16 protein-coding genes and 1 pseudogene are annotated in these 15,508 nt (G+C 69.7%); 4 read left to right on the top strand and 13 right to left on the bottom strand.

Features of this window, described 5'->3' with window-relative positions; genetic code table 11:
- The 4 genes and pseudogenes from PGN12_17540 to PGN12_17555 form a co-directional block, all read right to left on the bottom strand.
- A partial coding sequence (locus PGN12_17540; protein ID MEH3105676.1) for a xanthine dehydrogenase family protein molybdopterin-binding subunit occupies window positions 1–231 on the bottom strand: 231 nt, incomplete at its 3' end.
- 133 nt (window positions 232–364) lie between these two features.
- Window positions 365–2,564 (bottom strand): annotated as a pseudogene (locus PGN12_17545) (xanthine dehydrogenase family protein molybdopterin-binding subunit).
- A gap of 47 nt (window positions 2,565–2,611) precedes the next feature.
- Window positions 2,612–3,577, bottom strand: coding sequence for a xanthine dehydrogenase family protein subunit M (locus tag PGN12_17550; GenBank protein ID MEH3105677.1), 966 nt, complete (start codon window positions 3,575–3,577; stop codon window positions 2,612–2,614).
- Complete coding sequence (locus PGN12_17555) at window positions 3,574–4,092, bottom strand: 2Fe-2S iron-sulfur cluster-binding protein (GenBank protein ID MEH3105678.1); 519 nt, start codon at window positions 4,090–4,092, stop codon at window positions 3,574–3,576. Before PGN12_17555 ends, PGN12_17550 begins: the two co-directional genes overlap by 4 nt.
- A 121-nt stretch (window positions 4,093–4,213) precedes the next feature.
- Here PGN12_17555 and PGN12_17560 point away from each other — a divergent pair, with 121 nt between their 5' ends.
- Together PGN12_17560 and PGN12_17565 are read left to right on the top strand one after the other, a co-directional pair.
- Entirely contained in the window at window positions 4,214–5,191 is a 978-nt protein-coding gene (locus PGN12_17560; GenBank protein MEH3105679.1) for a glycerophosphodiester phosphodiesterase, read from the top strand.
- 1 nt (window position 5,192) lies between these two features.
- Complete coding sequence (locus tag PGN12_17565; GenBank protein ID MEH3105680.1) at window positions 5,193–5,444, top strand: hypothetical protein; 252 nt, start codon at window positions 5,193–5,195, stop codon at window positions 5,442–5,444.
- Between the two features lie 348 nt (window positions 5,445–5,792).
- On the opposite strand, the gene PGN12_17570 is transcribed toward PGN12_17565, so the two are convergent.
- The 3 genes from PGN12_17570 to PGN12_17580 are packed head-to-tail and all read right to left on the bottom strand — an operon-like array spanning window position 5,793 to window position 8,743.
- Window positions 5,793–6,494, bottom strand: coding sequence for an HTTM domain-containing protein (locus tag PGN12_17570; protein MEH3105681.1), 702 nt, complete (start codon window positions 6,492–6,494; stop codon window positions 5,793–5,795).
- A complete protein-coding gene (locus tag PGN12_17575; GenBank protein MEH3105682.1) occupies window positions 6,491–6,931 on the bottom strand; it encodes a hypothetical protein in 441 nt (146 codons plus the stop codon). Before PGN12_17575 ends, PGN12_17570 begins: the two co-directional genes overlap by 4 nt.
- Before the next feature lie 60 nt (window positions 6,932–6,991).
- Window positions 6,992–8,743, bottom strand: coding sequence for a histidine kinase famiy protein (locus PGN12_17580; protein ID MEH3105683.1), 1,752 nt, complete (start codon window positions 8,741–8,743; stop codon window positions 6,992–6,994).
- A gap of 181 nt (window positions 8,744–8,924) precedes the next feature.
- Here PGN12_17580 and PGN12_17585 point away from each other — a divergent pair, with 181 nt between their 5' ends.
- Window positions 8,925–9,590, top strand: a complete 666-nt coding sequence (locus tag PGN12_17585) for an energy transducer TonB (GenBank protein ID MEH3105684.1) — start codon at window positions 8,925–8,927, stop codon at window positions 9,588–9,590.
- 332 nt (window positions 9,591–9,922) lie between these two features.
- Here the strand turns inward: PGN12_17585 and ruvC are convergent, their stop codons facing one another.
- The 3 genes from ruvC to PGN12_17600 all read right to left on the bottom strand — a co-directional run bounded on the left by ruvC (window position 9,923) and on the right by PGN12_17600 (window position 11,853).
- Window positions 9,923–10,429, bottom strand: coding sequence for a crossover junction endodeoxyribonuclease RuvC (gene ruvC, locus PGN12_17590; GenBank protein ID MEH3105685.1), 507 nt, complete (start codon window positions 10,427–10,429; stop codon window positions 9,923–9,925).
- Between the two features lie 108 nt (window positions 10,430–10,537).
- Window positions 10,538–11,281: a YebC/PmpR family DNA-binding transcriptional regulator gene (locus PGN12_17595; protein ID MEH3105686.1), complete on the bottom strand. Its 744-nt coding sequence runs from the start codon at window positions 11,279–11,281 to the stop codon at window positions 10,538–10,540.
- 29 nt (window positions 11,282–11,310) lie between these two features.
- A complete protein-coding gene (locus tag PGN12_17600) occupies window positions 11,311–11,853 on the bottom strand; it encodes a DUF1003 domain-containing protein (protein MEH3105687.1) in 543 nt (180 codons plus the stop codon).
- Between the two features lie 113 nt (window positions 11,854–11,966).
- Here PGN12_17600 and PGN12_17605 point away from each other — a divergent pair, with 113 nt between their 5' ends.
- Window positions 11,967–13,430 carry an ATP-binding protein gene (locus tag PGN12_17605; GenBank protein MEH3105688.1) on the top strand — a complete coding sequence of 488 codons (1,464 nt, stop codon included), beginning with the start codon at window positions 11,967–11,969 and terminating at the stop codon, window positions 13,428–13,430.
- A gap of 265 nt (window positions 13,431–13,695) precedes the next feature.
- Here the strand turns inward: PGN12_17605 and PGN12_17610 are convergent, their stop codons facing one another.
- From PGN12_17610 to PGN12_17620, 3 genes are all read right to left on the bottom strand, one after another.
- On the bottom strand, window positions 13,696–14,226 hold the full coding sequence (locus PGN12_17610) for a PilZ domain-containing protein (GenBank protein ID MEH3105689.1): 531 nt from the start codon (window positions 14,224–14,226) through the stop codon (window positions 13,696–13,698).
- Between the two features lie 104 nt (window positions 14,227–14,330).
- Window positions 14,331–14,597 carry a DUF2312 domain-containing protein gene (locus tag PGN12_17615; protein ID MEH3105690.1) on the bottom strand — a complete coding sequence of 89 codons (267 nt, stop codon included), beginning with the start codon at window positions 14,595–14,597 and terminating at the stop codon, window positions 14,331–14,333.
- A gap of 131 nt (window positions 14,598–14,728) precedes the next feature.
- Window positions 14,729–15,319: an amidohydrolase family protein gene (locus PGN12_17620; protein ID MEH3105691.1), complete on the bottom strand. Its 591-nt coding sequence runs from the start codon at window positions 15,317–15,319 to the stop codon at window positions 14,729–14,731.
- Window positions 15,320–15,508 lie beyond the last annotated feature (189 nt).

Consider the following 15,508-nt stretch of genomic DNA (forward strand, 5'->3'; position numbering starts at 1 on the left):
CAGCGCCCTGGCCGCGGCATCGTCGATCCCCGTCACGCGTCCGCGCGCGACCGGCGCGCCGACGATCGCGGCGTAGAGCGTGCCCCGGGGGGCGTGTTCGTAGGCGTAGGTGGCGGCGCCGGTGACCTTCAACGGGCCCTCGACGCGCGCGATCGGCGCGCCCAGCACGCCCTGCGTCGCGCGGGCGAGCGCGCCGGGCCGCTCCGCGGTGTCGATCGCCTGTTCGGTCATCGTATATTCCTGAATATCGCCGTCATTGCGAGCGCAGCGAAGCAATCCGGTGTTCCGCGCCTGGCCCCGGACCGCTTCGCTGCGCTCGCAATGATGAAAGGAGGCGGCATCGCGGCATTTTGCACCGCGGGGGTCAGTCCGGCAATCCTTCCAGTAGCTTGTCGCACGTGATCGGGAAGTCGCGCACGCGCACGCCGGTGGCGTTGTAGACCGCGTTGGCGATCGCGGCGCCCGCGCCGGAGATGCCCAGCTCGCCGATCCCCTTGGCGTGGATCGGGTTGGCGTGGATGTCGCGCTCCTCCAGGAAATGGACGTCCAGCTGCGGCACGTCGGCGTTCACCGGCACGTGATATTCGGCGAGGTCGCGGTTCACGACCTTGCCGTTGCGGGGTATCGTGGACAAGCTCCTCCGACAGCGCGCCGCCGATGCCGAAGGTCATGCCCCCCAGGCATTGCGAGCGTGCGGTCTTCGCGTTCAGGATGCGGCCCGCGGTGAACACCCCCAGCATCCGCTCGACGCGGATCTCGCCGGTGACGGCATTGACCTTCACCTCCGCGAAATGCGCGCCGTAGCTGGCCTGGTTGAACAGCTTCTCCTGCTTGCCCGGCGCGATCTCGCCGGTGACGGTGATGCCGTCGCCGACCAGGTCGGTCACGTCGACCGCGCGGTTCGCCGCAATGGCGCGCGCGTCCTTCAGCGTCAGCTCGTCCGGCGACACGTCCATCGCCTTGGCCAGCTTCTCGCGGATGCCCTCGCACGCGAGGTAGACCGACGAGCCCGACGACCCCGCGCCCCACGACCCGCCCGATCCCGCCGCGGGCGGCGCGGCGCCGTCGCCCAGGTGGACGATGACGCGGTCGAGCGGCAGCCCCAGCGTCTCCGCCGCGATCTGCGCCAGGATGGTGTAGGTGCCGGTGCCGATGTCGGTCATGTCGGTCGACACGATCGCGCGCCCGTCCGGGGTCAGCTCGACCGAGGCGGACGACTTCTGGAGCATGTTGGAGCGCACCGCGGCGGCCATGCCCACGCCGTGCCACCATTCGCCGCGGCGATCCTGCGCCGGTTGCGGCTTGCGGTCTGACCAGCCGAACAGTTCGGCGCCCTTGTCCATGCACGCGACCAGCGAGCGCGAGGAGAAGGGGATTTCCTTCTCCGGGTCCTGCCCCGGCTCGTTGCGGCGGCGCAGCTCGATCGGATCGATGCCGAGACGCTCGGCGAGTTCGTCCATCGCCGATTCGAGCGCCAGCATCCCCACCGCCTCGCCCGGCGCGCGCATCGATCCCGCCAGCAGCCAGTTGAGCCGCACGATCTTGTGATCGATCAGCCGGTTCTCGCCCGCATAGGCGAAATGCGTGCCCATGCCGGCGGGTTCGAAGAAATCCTCGCCGGGCAGGTTGCTGGTCAGCGTCTCATGCGCGATCGCGGTCAGCTTCCCGTCGGCCGTGGCGCCCAGCCGGATGCGCTGCTCGGTATTGGAGCGGCGCACGGTGGCGTCGAACACCTGCTGGCGCGCCATCGCGACCTTGACCGGGCGGCCGAGCTTCTTCGCGGCGATCGCGGCGGCGACGCTCTCGGGCGCGATGCCCAGCTTGGAGCCGAACCCGCCGCCGACATAGCGCGCAATGATCCGCACCTTGTCCTCGCCCACGCCCAGCGCCTTGGCGAGCTGCATCTGGTCGGAGGCCACCATCTGATACGCGCCGTGGAGCACGAGCGTGCCGTCCTCCTTCCACTCCGCGATCGAGGCATGGGGCTCCATCGCGGCCGAATTCTGGCTGGGGGTCGTATAGGTCGCGTCGATCGCGACCGCGGCCTGCGCCATCGCCATGTCCACGTCGCCCTGTTCGGTGCGCGGCGGGATCTGGTCGGGGGGCGGGGTCTCCGCCTCGGTGCGGTGCGCCTCGAAGACGAACGCGCCCTTCGCCGGCTCGTGCGTGACGACGACCAGCTGTGCCGCCTCGCGCGCCGCCTCGAACGTCTCGGCGACGACGATCGCGACGATCTCGCCAAAATAGTCGACCTTCTCGACCCCTTGCGTCGGGGCCGTCGTCTCGCCGCCCTGTTGCGGGTTGCGGATGAAGGTCGGATAGTCGGTCACGATGTCGATGACGCCGGGAACCGACCGGGCGACGTCGGTCACCACGTCGGTGATCCTGCCCGAGCCGAAGGTCGCGCGGACCAGCACGCCATAGGCCAGATTCTCGGCCGGATATTCGGCGGCATAGGTGGCGCGACCGGACACTTTCAGCGGCCCCTCTACGCGGTCGACCGGGCGGCCGATGATCCCTTGCGCATCGCGGTCGAGCAGGCTGTCGGGATGCGGTGCATCCATCGTCAGGCTGCGCGTGTCGTCGCGGCCCAGCAGCTTGGAAATGAGGTTCATCGCGTCAGCTCCCGCAGGGTGGCGATCAGGGTGCGGCGTACCAGCGGGATCTTGAAGTCGTTCGAGCCGAAGCCGCGTGCATCCTTGACCAGCGCATCGGCGGCGGCGGCGAAGACGTCATCGGACGGCGCCTGTCCGACCAGCGCCGCCTCCACCGCTTCGTCGCGCCACGGCATGGGCGCCAGCCCGCCGAAGGCGAGCGCGGCGGCGGCGATGCGACCGTCCTCCACCGCGACGACGCCCGCGATCGAAACGAGCGCGAAGGCGTAGGAGGCGCGGTCGCGCACCTTGCGATAGACCTGCCGGCCGGCGGGCGGGGCGGGCAACTCGACATGGGTGATGAGCTCGCCGCGCTGAAGCACGTTCTCCACCTGCGGCGTGTCACCGGGCAGGCGGTAGAAGTCGGCGATGGGGATGCGCCGCTTGTCGCCGCCCGGCGCCTGCGTCACGATCACCGCATCGAGCGCGCGCATCGCCACCGGCATGTCGCCGGGGTGCGTCGCGATACACTGGTCGCTGGTGCCCAGGACCGCGTGGATGCGGTTGAACCCGCCGATCGCCTCGCAGCCCGATCCCGGCGCGCGCTTGTTGCAGCCCGCGGCGGTGTCGTAGAAATAATAGCAGCGCGTCCGCTGGAGCAGGTTGCCCCCGGTCGTCGCCTTGTTGCGCAGCTGCCCCGAAGCGCCCGCCAGCAAGGCGCGGCTCAGCACCTCGTACTTCGCGATGACGCGGGGATCGGCGGCGAGGTCGCTGTTGGGCACCAGCGCGCCGATCGTCAGCCCGCCGTCGTCGCGCTCCTCGATCCGGTCGAGGTCGAGGCGGCTGATGTCGACCAGCTTGTCGGGCGTCTCCACCTGCAGCTTCATCAGGTCGAGCAGGTTCGTGCCCCCGGCGATGAACCGCCCGCCGGCCTGCACCGCCTCCTCCACGCTCGCGGCGCGGGCATAGTCGAAGGTCTTCATGCGTCCACCTTCGCGCCGGCGACGTCGCGGCCCGCTACCTCGCGGATGGCGTCGACGATATTGGGGTAAGCGGCGCAGCGGCAGATGTTGCCGCTCATCCGCTCGCTGATCTCCGCATCGTCGAGCGATACGTTGGTCAGGTCGGCGCTGGCGTGGCTGGGCCAGCCCTTCGCCACCTCGTCCAGCATGCCGACCGCGGAGCAGATCTGCCCCGGGGTGCAATAGCCGCACTGATAGCCGTCGTGGCGGACGAACGCGTCCTGCATCGGATGGAGGTCGCCGACCTCGCCCAGCCCCTCGATCGTCACGATCTCGTCATCCTGATGCATCACGGCGAGCGTGAGGCACGCGTTGATGCGGCGGCCGTTCACCAGCATGGTGCACGCCCCGCACTGACCGTGGTCGCACCCCTTCTTGCTGCCGGTCAGCCCCAGGTGTTCGCGGGCCAGATCGAGCAGCGAGGTGCGGATGTCGACCTCCGCCTCGTAGGATTTTCCGTTGATGGTGAAGTGCATGGACCAGCCTTTCGGTATTCCCGGTGAAACTAAGCAGGGCGGGTTCAGGTCCGTGCGAACCATTCTCATCGCCTTGGGCGCGGTGCTGGCATCGGCGTGCACGACCGGGCAGAAGGTGGCCATGACCCCCCCGCCTTCCGCCACACCCTCCCCCCTCGTCATCGCGCATCGCGGCGCCAGCGGCGAGCGCCCCGAACACAGCATCGCCAGCTACGCGCTCGCGATCCGGGAGGGCGCCGACGTGATCGAGCCCGATCTGGTGCCGACGAAGGACGACGTGCTGGTCGCCCGGCACGAGAACGAGATTTCGGAGACGACCGACGTCGCGCAGCACCCGGAGTTCGCCGCGCGCCGCACGACGAAGACGATCGACGGCCAGACGCTGACCGGCTGGTTCACGGAGGATTTCACGCTCGCCGAGCTGAAGACGCTGCGCGTGAAGGAACGTCTGCCGCAGCTGCGCCCCGGCAACACCGCCTATGACGGGCAGGAGACGATCCCGACCTTCGCGGAGGTGATCGCGCTGGCGAAGGCGAACGGCGTCGGCATCTACCCCGAAACCAAGCATCCGACCTATTTCGCATCGATCGGCCATCCGACCGATGCGCTGGTGGTGAAGGCGCTGCGCGAGGCGGGGTGGGACAGCGCCGAGGCGCCGGTGTTCCTGCAATCGTTCGAGGTCGCCAATCTCAAGCGGCTGGCGGGGATGACGAAGGTGCGGCTGATCCAGCTGGTGGACGGCGAGGGCGCGCCCGCTGACGGGGCCGCGCCCAGCTATGCCGCGATGACCACGCCCGACGGGCTGCGGGACGTGGCGCGCTACGCCTATGGCATCGGGCCGAACAAGGCGATGCTGTGGGACGGCGCGACCCCCGGCACGCTGGTGGCGGATGCGCACGCCGCGGGGCTGAAGGTGCATCCCTGGACCTATCGCGCGGAGAATTATTTCCTGCCCGAGCGCTTCCGCCGCGGCGCCGATCCGCGCGCACGGGGCGACGTGGTGGCGGAGATCCGCGCCGCGCTGGCGCAGGGGATCGACGGGTTCTTTACCGATTTTCCTGCTATGGGCGTCGTCGCCACGGGGCGGGGAGTGAAGTGACATGCGTCTATGGGGAGGGCTGGCCGCGGCCGGTCTGATGCTGGCGACCGGGGGATGCGTCAGCACGGTGGCGAACGTCGTCACCGCGCCGGTGAAGCTGGCGGGCAAGGCGGTCGGCGGGACGGTCGACATGATGACCACCAGCGAGAAGGAACGCGACGAAAAGTATTTGCGGCGGATGCGCAAGGAGGACGAGCGCGAGCAGAAGCGGTTGCGCGAATGCCGCAAGCATCCGGAGCGGTGCGAGGGGTGAGATTTCGCGCCCGAACCGATCGGCGCGGTCGCCTGACTGTCCACCCCGGCGCAGGCGGGACCTTTGCAAAAGTCTCCACCGTGCTCCTGCGCAGGCAGGAGCACGGCCGGTAAGCGGCGCTGTTGCAGCCATTTTGCAAAGGCCCGGCCTTCGCGGCGCCTTTGCAAAAGGCTACCCCGTGCTCCTGCGAAGGCAGGAGCCCAGAGTTGCAGGTCCCATAAGGCGTTGTTCTGCTGGGCCTTGGGCTCCTGCCTGCGCAGGAGCACGGCCGGTACGTGGCGCTGTTGCATCCCTTTTGCAAACGTCCCGCCTTCGCCGGGATGGTCGGCAAGGCGGTGTTGCCGGATGTCAGCCCACCACCCGCTCCTGCAGCCACAGGAGCGAGGGATAGGCGCACAGCCAGATCCAGAAGAAGCGGTTGAGCCCGAACAGGCACGCATTGGCGAGATGGAACAGCGCCGCGACGACCAGCGCGACGATCAGGGCCGGGCGCGACAGGATCGCGAGCGGGAAGGCCAGCTCGAACAGCATCACCGCCCAGCCCGCCGCCCGCAGCAGCCGCGGCCGGTCGGCGAGGCGGCGAATGTTGTCGCCCGCGGGATAGGCCGAGAAGCGGAAGACGTCGCGCAGCGCGCCGCCGTCGCGCCACGCGGGGTTCACGATCTTCACCGCACCCGCGACCGCGTAGCTGAGCAGCAACTGCATCGCGAGATAGCCGAACGCCGCCTCGCGCCAGCGCGGCTCCGGCAGCAGCACGGCGGCGGTCAGGCACAGCAGGATCAACAGGCTCATCCGGTCCGCCCCGCCGTTATAGGGGCCGTTGAAGAAGGGCAGGGTGAACAGGTGGTTGGCGACCAGCGCCAGCAGCAAGGCGGGCGGCGGTGCGCCGAGCGCGGCGGCGGCGAGCAGCAGCAGCGACAGGATCAGGCGCGGCGCGAAGAGCGCGCGTTCGGTGCCGCGCGCGGCGGGCCGCAGGTGCTCGGCGCTCTGCTGGACGAACGCCGCCGCCATCATCGCCGCGGTCAGCCGGATCGCGTGGTCGAGCGTCATGGTGCGATCAGGTCGGAAACGCGGACGGCGCCGCTTTCATATGCGACGCGCTCGCTGTCGCGCGTGACGAGGCGGATACGGATGCGCAGCCAGTCGCCGGGCGCGGCATCCAGACCGCGCGCGATACGCCGGATCATCTCGCGCTCGCTATGCGCCACCGTCCGCGGGTCGTCGCCGGTCAGCAGCCGCTCGGCCAGGCTGACGCGGTAGAGGCCGTCGTTCCACGCCGGGTTCCAGAACAGCCGGCGGATCATCCGGGCGGGCGAGAGGTGGCGCACGCGGGGGTCGTCCGTATGCCACCGCACGACCGGCGTGTCGGGGCCGGCCACGACCGCATGGTCGATCCGCGGGCTGTCGCCGACCGCATCGAAGAACCGCCATGACGGGACGATCGCGGGGAGCAGCAGGCGCAGGCCGGCGAGCGGGTTCGGCAACATGCCCCGCTGTCTGGTCGATCCGGCGCGGCGTGGCAAATCCGCGGTGGCGGGCGTCGCGGCTCAGGCCTGCGCGGCGCCGAAGTCCGAACGCTGGCGGCGCGGCTGCCCTTCGCCCCGGCGGTTGAGCGCCTGGCTGATGCGGTCGAGCAACTCGGAGCGGCGGTACGGCTTGCTGAGCACGTCGGTGGTGCGCGCGCGCGGGCCGTTGATGACCAGCTCCTCGTTATAGCCGGTCGTCATCAGCACCGATACCGCCGGGTCGCGCTCGGTCACCGCATCCGCCAGCATCAGCCCGTTCATCCCGCCCGGCATGACGAGGTCGGTGAACAGCAGGTCGATGCGGTCGTGCGCGTGCGTCGCCTCGAAGAAACGCAGCCCCTCGTCGCCGCTGATCGCGGTGGAGACGCGGTAGCCCGCACTCTCCAGGATCTCGCGCGCGATCGCCAGCACCTCGTCATTGTCCTCGACCACCAGCACGTGCGGCTGCCCGCCGTCGCCGGGCATTGCCTGCGCCGGGACGTGATGGCGCGGCGCATTGGCCTTGTCCGCGACCGGCATGACCGGGAACAGCATGCGGATGCGCGTCCCCTTGCCCGGCTCGCTCTCGATCTCCAGCTTGCCGCCCGACTGGCGGACGAAGCCGCTCGCCATCGCCAGGCCCAGTCCGGTGCCCTTGCCCACGCCCTTCGTGGTGAAGAACGGCTCCGACGCGCGCTCCAGCACGTCGGGGCTCATGCCGTGCCCCTCGTCCTCGACCTGGAGCGCGACATAATCGCCCGGCTCCAGATCGACGGTATCGTCGGTCTCCAGCCGGCGCGGCAGCGTGGAGATGGTGACGAGCCCGCCGTCGGGCATCGCGTCGCGCGCGTTGTTGACGATGTTGAGCAGCGCCATTTCCAGCTGGTCGGGATCGACCACGACATGCGGCAGGCGGCGGCGCAGGCTGAGGTGGATGTCGACCTGCTTGTTGACCGAGCTTTCGATCAGGTCGGAGAATTCGCTGACCAGCCGCGACAGGTCGAGCGGGCGCGGCTCCAGCCGGGTCTTGCGCGCGAAGGCGAGCAGCTGCCGCGTCAGCTTCGCCCCGCGCTCCGCGGCGGATTGCGCGGCGCTGACGTAGCGCTTCACGCGCTCGGGATCGTTGGTGGCGGCGACCAGTTCCAGATTGCCGTTCACGACCTGGAGCAGGTTGTTGAAATCGTGCGCGAGCCCGGCGGTCAGCTGACCGATCGACTCCATCTTCTGCGCCTGGCGGTAGCTCTGCTCGGTATTGCGGCGGCGCGTGACGTCGAGCTGGCTCGCGAAGAAATAGCGCAGCGCGCCTCCCTTGTCGTAGACCGGGCCGATGAACACCGCATTCCAGAACGGCGAGCCGTCGCGGCGGTAGTTGAGCAGTTCCAGCGCGATCGCGGAGCGCTTCTCGATCGCCTCGCGCAGTTCGGCGACCGCGCTGCGGTCGGTCTGCGCGCCCTGAAGGAAGCGGCAGTTGCGCCCCAGCACTTCGTCTTCCTCATACCCGGTCAGGTCGAAGAACGCCTTGTTGGCGAAGACGATCGGATTGTCGTCCAGATTGGGATCGGTCAGGATCATCGGCATCCGCGTCATCTCGATCGCGGCGAAGAAGACCCCGCCGCGGTCGTTCAGATCGGCATCGGTGATCGTGCTCTCGCGCCAATGGTGCAGCCCGGGGCGCTCGATCGGCTCGCTGGCACCGACGTCCATCGCGCCGCCGGCGGGACGTCCCGCGGCCAGGCCCGTCGGGTCCACGTCGCTGTGCGAGTCCGGGCCGCTGGCGGCAGAATCGTCGATCATGCGCCGCAGCGTTGGCGTCGCTTTGGCGACAACGCAAGCCCGCGCTGCGTCTGCCGCCGTGCATAATGCGAACTAAGTCGCTTGCCCGGGCGCGGGCGATGGGCGCAGCCTGCGTTCCCGGAGCTTCGTCGACAGGCGGATTCCAGCGCCTGCGACACTCCGGATGATGGAGGGATGTCACATGGCCTATGCCGATCAGGTTCCCGGTGCACGGCGGTTCACGACCATCGCGGGCGTCGCGCTGATCCACGGTATCATCGGTTATGCGTTCGTCACGGGGATGGTGGTGGACGTGGTGCGCGGGGTGACGCGCACGCTCACGACGACGAACGTGCCCTTGCCGGTCGAGCCGCCACCGCCGCAGCCGAAGGAACCGCCCAGGGTTCAGCAGCCGGTGCGGCAGACCGCGGCCAGTACCGCGACGCCGATCGTGAACCTGCCCCGCGCGATCGAGCCGATCTATATCGAGCCGCTGCCGCTGGCCCGCCCCGATCCGCTGCCGATCGCCACCGGCACGCCGCAACCCCAGCCCTCGGTCACGCCCGCCAGCCGGGCGAGCGGGGTGCGGGTGCGGGGTGAGCGCGCGTCGTGGATCACCAACGACGATTATCCGCCGTCGGCGATCCGCGCCGAGGAACAGGGAACGGTCGCGATCACCGTCGCGGTCGATGCCGACGGGCGGGTCTCGACGTGCAGCGTGACGCAGTCGAGCGGGTCCGCCGCGCTCGATCAGGCGACGTGCCGGCTCTATGCGAAGCGCGCCCGGTTCGAGGCGGCGCGCGACGACGGCGGCGCGCGCGTGGCATCGACCTACAGCGATCGCGTGCGGTGGCAGCTGCCGCGATGAGGTAGGGGGGTTCTCCTACTGGCCTTCGTCATTCCCGCCTCCGCGAAACCTCTGCGAACGTCGTGGATCGCTCGATAATGCCGCCGTTCCCCGGCGGAGGCGGGACCTTTGCAAAAGGCTCCCCCGTGCTCCTGCGCAGGCAGGAGCCCGGGGTTGCGGGTTCCATAAGGCGTTGATGTGCTGGGCCCTGGGCTCCGGCGTGCGCAGGAGCACGGCGTGGGCTGGGTGCTGTTGCGCCCGTTTGGCAAAGGTCCCGCCTTCGCCGGGGAACAGGAAACTGAGTTTCGCAGAGGTCTTGCCCCCGCGGGGATGACGGTCGGGAGCCGATGCGCCTAGGCGCCCGGCCGGGCGCGGCGCATCATCCCCTGCGCGCTCGCCATGTGATGCGCGTGGCAGATCGCGACCGCCAGCGCGTCGGCGGCGTCGGGCCCGGCGAGCTTCGCGCCCGGCAGCAGCACCGCCATCATCGCCTGGATCTGCCGCTTCTCCGCGCCGCCGGTGCCGACCACCGCCTTCTTGACGGTGGAGGGGTGATATTCCCCGATCGCCAGCCCCGATCCCCCTGCCGCCAGCAGCACGACCCCGCGCGCCTGCCCCAGTTTCAGCGTCGATTGCGCGTTGGTATTGCCCAGCACCTCCTCCACCGCCGCGCTGTCGGGCCGCTCGGCGCGAATGACGTCGATCAGCGCGGCATAGAGGTTGGTCAGCCGGCGCGGCAGCGGCGCGGACGGATCGGTGCGGATCTGTCCGTTGCCGATATGGCTGAGGCGGTTCCCCTCCGCGCGGATCACGCCCCAGCCGGTGGTGCCGAGGCCGGGGTCGAGGCCGAGGATAATCATGGGAAGGGCGAAACCATCAAAGCCCCTCTCCTTCAGGAGTTGCAGGTCGGTCATGCCCCCGGCATGACCGACCTGCAACTCCTGAAGGAGAGGGGCTTTCACGCAGGCTCACCCCAGCTTCGCCATCACCTCGTCGGACACCTCGTAATTGCCCCATACGGTCTGGACGTCGTCGTCGTCGTCCAGCGCGTCGATCAGTTTGAAGAGCGTCGCGGCGTCGCCCTCGCCGACCTCGACCATCGTCTGCGGACGCCAGGCGAGCTTCGCGCCCTCCGCCTCGCCCAGCACCGGCTCCAGCGCCTTGGCGACTTCGTGGAGGGCGGCCTGCTCGGTCCAGATCTCATGGCCTTCCTCGGACGAGGTGACGTCCTCCGCGCCCGCCTCCAGCGCCGCCTCGAACACCTTCTCCGCGTCGCCCGCGCTCGCCGGATAGGTGATGAGCCCGACGCGGTCGAAGCCGTGGCTGACCGATCCGCTCGCGCCCAGGTTGCCGCCGTTCTTGCTCACTGCGGTGCGCACGTTGGTGGCGGTGCGGTTGCGGTTGTCGGACAGCGCCTCGATGATGAGCGACACGCCGCCGGGGCCGAACCCCTCGTAGCGGATTTCCTCGTAATTCTCGGTGTCGCCCTTCGACGCCTTGTCGATCGCGCGCTGGATATTGTCCTTGGGCATCGACTGCGCCTTGGCGGCGTTCACCGCGGCGCGCAGGCGCGGGTTCATGTCCGGATCGGGCATCCCCATCTTCGCCGCGACGGTGATCTCGCGGCTGAGCTTGGAGAACATGCCGGAGCGCTTCTTGTCCTGCGCGCCCTTGCGGTGCATGATGTTCTTGAACTTGGAATGGCCTGCCATGATCGCCTCTGACGGATAATCCCGTGCCTTTAGGACGCCGGACCCGTGTTCGCCAAGCGATCGATTTTCGCCTCCAGCGTCGCCAGCCGTTCCGCCACCAGCGCGTCCAGCTTCTCGTGCAGCCGCAGGATCTCCAGCTCGGCGCGCAGGTTCGTCTCGTAATCCAGGCTCGCGGCGAGTCGGTCCTTCGCCGCCTGGCGGTTCTGGCTCATCATGATGACGGGCGCCTGGATCGCGGCCAGCGTCGACAGCATCAGGTTGAGGAAGATGTAGGGATAGGGATCGAACTGCCAGCCGAAGCGCGCCAGCACGTCGGTGTTGAGCAGCATCCACCCGACCAGCACCACGCTGAAGCCGATGATGAAGCCCCACGAGCCGCCGATCGCCGCCACCTTGTCGGCCAGCCGATCCCCGACGCTGGCGCGCAGGTCGGCCTCGTCCGCGGCGTCGCGCGCCACCAGCGTGCCCGCGTCCATACTGTCGAGGACGCGGCGTTCCTCCGCATCCAACGCGTGCGGGGATTTGCGCAGCAGGCGCAGCGCGAGGTCGGCGATCGGCGGGCGATGAGCCATGTCGGTTCCGTTCCGAAAGGTGCGGATGCGCCCTAGACCCGCGCACGGCGATCGCCAAGCGCGCGCAAACCGCTTGCCCCGACCCGCGGTCATGCGCCAAACGCGCAGCGATCATGACCGTTAGCGTGGACATGGGCACCGACACGTCGGGCGCGCCCGTGACGATGGACCTCGAGGAACTGCTCGCCACCCGGCTGCTCGTCCAGGGCAATTCTGGGTCGGGAAAGTCGCATCTGCTGCGCCGGCTGCTGGAGCGGTCCGCCGGGCAGGTGCAGCAGGTGGTGATCGACCCCGAGGGCGATTTCGTGACGTTGTCCGACCGCTACGGCCATGTCGTGATCGAGGGCGCGGACTATGCCGAGCGCGAGGTGGCGCGAATCGCCGCGCGCCTGCGCGAGCATCGCGCCAGCGTCGTGCTGTCGCTGGAGGGACTGGAGGCGGAGGGGCAGATGCGCTGCGCCGCGGGGTTCCTGAACGCGCTGTTCGATGCCCCGCGCGAACATTGGTATCCCGCGCTGGTGGTGGTGGACGAGGCGCAGCTGTTCGCCCCCACCACCGGGGGCGAGGTGGCGGAGGAGGTACGGCGCGCGTCGCTGTCGGCGATGACCAACCTGATGTGCCGCGGGCGCAAGCGCGGGCTGGCGGGCGTGATCGCGACGCAGCGGCTGGCGAAGCTCGCCAAGAACGTCGCGGCGGAGGCGTCGAACTTCCTGATGGGGCGCACCTTCCTCGACATCGACATGGCGCGCGCCGCCGACCTGCTGGGGATGGAGCGGCGGCAGGCGGAGGCGATCCGCGACCTGGCGCGCGGCACCTTCCTGGCGCTGGGCCCCGCGGTGTCGCGGCGTCCGCTGACGGTGCGCATCGGCGCGGTGGAGGACGCAGGCGCGCAGCGCAGCCCCAAGCTGGTGCCGCTGCCGCAGGCGGGCGCGGTCGATATGGCGGCGCTGCTCGACGTGACGCCGGACGCCGCACCGACGCTGCCGATGACGTTCGACCCGCGCCCGCGCCGCGTCCCCGAACAGGAATTGCTGGCGGAGATCGCCACGCCGCCGGCGCCCGGCATCCCCGCCCCGACGCTGCCCGATCGGTCGGAGGAGGAGGTCGAGGCGGTCTATGCCGAGGTCTTGCGCGCGATCGTCGAGGATCAGGAGAGCGCCGGCCGTCCCGCCGCGGTGCTGTTCCAGGATTTCCAGGTGCGCTGCCGCATGGCCGGCGTCGCGCGGCCCGCGCTGGACCTGCCCGCGTTCAGTCGCCGCCTGTCGTGCGCGCGCGCCGGCATCTTTGCGCCGGGCGCGCCGGAATGGGCCGGGGTGCTGGCGCTGGCGCAGGGGCTGCCCGACGACATGCTCGGCGCGTTCCTGCTCGTGGCGCGCGCCGCGCGCGACGGCGCGCCGTGTCCGTCCGACGGCGACATCGCGCACACCTACGGCACCAGCTCGACCGGGCGGGTGAAGCGGCTGATCGGCTATATCGAGAGCCGCGACCTGTTCGTGACGCGCACCGACCTGTCGGGGAAACGGTCGATCACGATCCCGCATCTCGGCTGGACGACCGCGGCTGCGGAGGCGGTGTAGCGGCCGTCGTCGGTGAATCGTCCGGCGGCACAGACGAAACCCCTGCGAACGTCCCTTCCTCGTCCTCCGGTGGAGGCGGAACCTGCGCGGCAATCTCCACCGTGCTCCTGCGCAGGCAGGAGCCCAGGGTTGCAAGTCTTACGAGGCGTTGTTCTGCCTGGCACTGGGCTCCTGCCTGCGCAGGAGCACGGCGTGGGCTCAGTCCCGTTACACCCGCTTTGCAAACGTCCCGCCTCCGCCGGGGCGGGATCGGGGGGTGAAGCGCCTATTTCCCCTCCAGCGCCTGTGTCACCGTATCGACCTTCTCGCTCAGCGCGCCATAGAGGATGCTGCCGCCCAGCCCGACCGCGGCGATGATCGTCAGGACGATGCCGACATATTGGAACATCGAGGAGAAGGCGCGCGACCGCTCGATGCTGCGCGCCATGCGGGCCTCGTGCGCCAGCCGGTTCTCGGCGCGGCGGTCGCCCCTGGCGTCTTCCTTCACCGCCTGCGGGCGGCTGGCCAGGCGCGGTTCGTCGATCAATGCCTTGACCGAGATGCGGTCCTGCGTGCGCACGCCGAAGAAGCGGCCCTTGCCCCACATCACGCGCCCGACGATCACGATCGTGCCGCGGCGGATCTCGATATAGCTGCCGGGCGCAGGCGGCGAGTCGGAGCCGCCCATCAGCCCGCGCGAGGAAACGTTGTGGATGACCACATCGGCCCAGGCGCTGCCGACCCGCATGCGCGACGGGATCAGGACGGTGATCCGCTCCTCGCGCGGGCGGAAGCCGGTTTGCAACTTTGCCAGCACGTAGGGGACCCCGTTCCTCAGTCTTTCGAAGGGCCATCAATGCCCCCAAAGACCCAAGATGGCGTTAACGCGCCATCATTTCGGGTCACCGCGACGCTACGCGGTCACAGCATGCCCAGCGCCTGCATATAGACCTCCAGGATCGACTGTTCCTCTTGATATTCCTCACGCTTTTTCTTGCGGATCTGCAGGATCTTGCGGATCGCCTTCGCGTCGTAGCCGCGACTCTTGGCCTCCGCCATCACATCCTTGATGTCGTCGGCGATGCCCTTCTTCTCCTCTTCGAGCCGCTCGGCGCGCTCGATCAGCAGCCGGAGCTCGTCCGCTGCGACCTGACCGCCGCCCATGCCTTCGCCGCGTTCTTCTGCCATGTACCTGTCCCCGCAAAGAAAGACGCCGCCCGCGCCGCTGCGCGAATCATGGCGCAGGTCGGCGGACGGCGTGGTGAGCCCTGAATGGGTGCGGCGGCGCGTCTATCGTCCCGCGCCGCCGCGCTCAAGCGCTACGCGGCAGGCTGTTTGGCGACGACGCCCTTGTGCATCACGAAATCGACCTGCTCCAGCCGGCGCACGTCGTCCAGCGGGGAGCCGGTGACCGCGATGATGTCCGCGCGCTTGCCCGGCGCCAGCGTGCCCAGGTCGTCGCGGCCCAGCACCGTCGCTGCATCCACCGTCGCGCTGCGGATCGCCTGCGCCGGGGTCATCCCCAGGTCGATCAGCTGGACGAACTCGGTCGCATTGTCGCCGTGCTTCGACACGCCGGTGTCGGTGCCGAACGCGAACTTCACGCCCGCGGCGAAGGCGCGCTTGTGGCTGGCGTGCATCGCGACGGCGGCCGCCTCGGCCTTCGGGATCGTCGCCGGGGGCAGCGCACCGGAGCGGGCCTGCGCCAGCGCGGCGATCGGCGCGATCTCGGTCGGGACCAGCCACGCGCCCCTGGTCTTGAACAGGCGGATCGTCTCGTCGTCCAGATAGCTGCCGTGTTCGATCGAATCGACGCCGGCCTCCAGCGCGGCCTTCGTCCCCTCCGCCGCGTGGCTGTGCGCGGTCGCCTTGCGGCCCAGCGCGTGCGCGGTGTCGACGATCGCGCGCATCTCCTCGGCGTCATCGCACGGCCCAGGCCGCCGGCGACGTTGGACAGCACGCCCCCGGTCGCCGCGAACTTAATGACCTGCGCGCCCAGCCCGACCTGCTGGCGCACCGCGCGGCGGCATTCGTCGGGGCCGTCGCACACGTTGATCTGATGCGCGTGGACCGCATCGGCCCATTCGGCGGCGAGCCCG

Source organism: Sphingomonas phyllosphaerae, from assembly GCA_036946405.1.
In the GTDB taxonomy this organism is placed as follows: Bacteria; Pseudomonadota; Alphaproteobacteria; order Sphingomonadales; family Sphingomonadaceae; genus Sphingomonas; species Sphingomonas phyllosphaerae_D.

Coding starts and splice junctions, on each gene's coding strand:
- PGN12_17555 (MEH3105678.1), bottom strand. CDS start 4,092: ATGCACTTCACCATCAACGGAAAATCCTACGAGGCGGAGGTCGACATC.
- PGN12_17595 (MEH3105686.1), bottom strand. CDS start 11,281: ATGGCAGGCCATTCCAAGTTCAAGAACATCATGCACCGCAAGGGCGCG.
- PGN12_17605 (MEH3105688.1), top strand. CDS start 11,967: ATGACCGTTAGCGTGGACATGGGCACCGACACGTCGGGCGCGCCCGTG.
- PGN12_17560 (MEH3105679.1), top strand. CDS start 4,214: ATGACCCCCCCGCCTTCCGCCACACCCTCCCCCCTCGTCATCGCGCAT.
- PGN12_17580 (MEH3105683.1), bottom strand. CDS start 8,743: ATGATCGACGATTCTGCCGCCAGCGGCCCGGACTCGCACAGCGACGTG.
- ruvC (MEH3105685.1), bottom strand. CDS start 10,429: ATGATTATCCTCGGCCTCGACCCCGGCCTCGGCACCACCGGCTGGGGC.
- PGN12_17575 (MEH3105682.1), bottom strand. CDS start 6,931: ATGTTGCCGAACCCGCTCGCCGGCCTGCGCCTGCTGCTCCCCGCGATC.
- PGN12_17550 (MEH3105677.1), bottom strand. CDS start 3,577: ATGAAGACCTTCGACTATGCCCGCGCCGCGAGCGTGGAGGAGGCGGTG.
- PGN12_17615 (MEH3105690.1), bottom strand. CDS start 14,597: ATGGCAGAAGAACGCGGCGAAGGCATGGGCGGCGGTCAGGTCGCAGCG.
- PGN12_17570 (MEH3105681.1), bottom strand. CDS start 6,494: ATGACGCTCGACCACGCGATCCGGCTGACCGCGGCGATGATGGCGGCG.
- PGN12_17585 (MEH3105684.1), top strand. CDS start 8,925: ATGGCCTATGCCGATCAGGTTCCCGGTGCACGGCGGTTCACGACCATC.
- PGN12_17600 (MEH3105687.1), bottom strand. CDS start 11,853: ATGGCTCATCGCCCGCCGATCGCCGACCTCGCGCTGCGCCTGCTGCGC.
- PGN12_17565 (MEH3105680.1), top strand. CDS start 5,193: ATGCGTCTATGGGGAGGGCTGGCCGCGGCCGGTCTGATGCTGGCGACC.
- PGN12_17620 (MEH3105691.1), bottom strand. CDS start 15,319: ATGCGCGCGATCGTCGACACCGCGCACGCGCTGGGCCGCAAGGCGACC.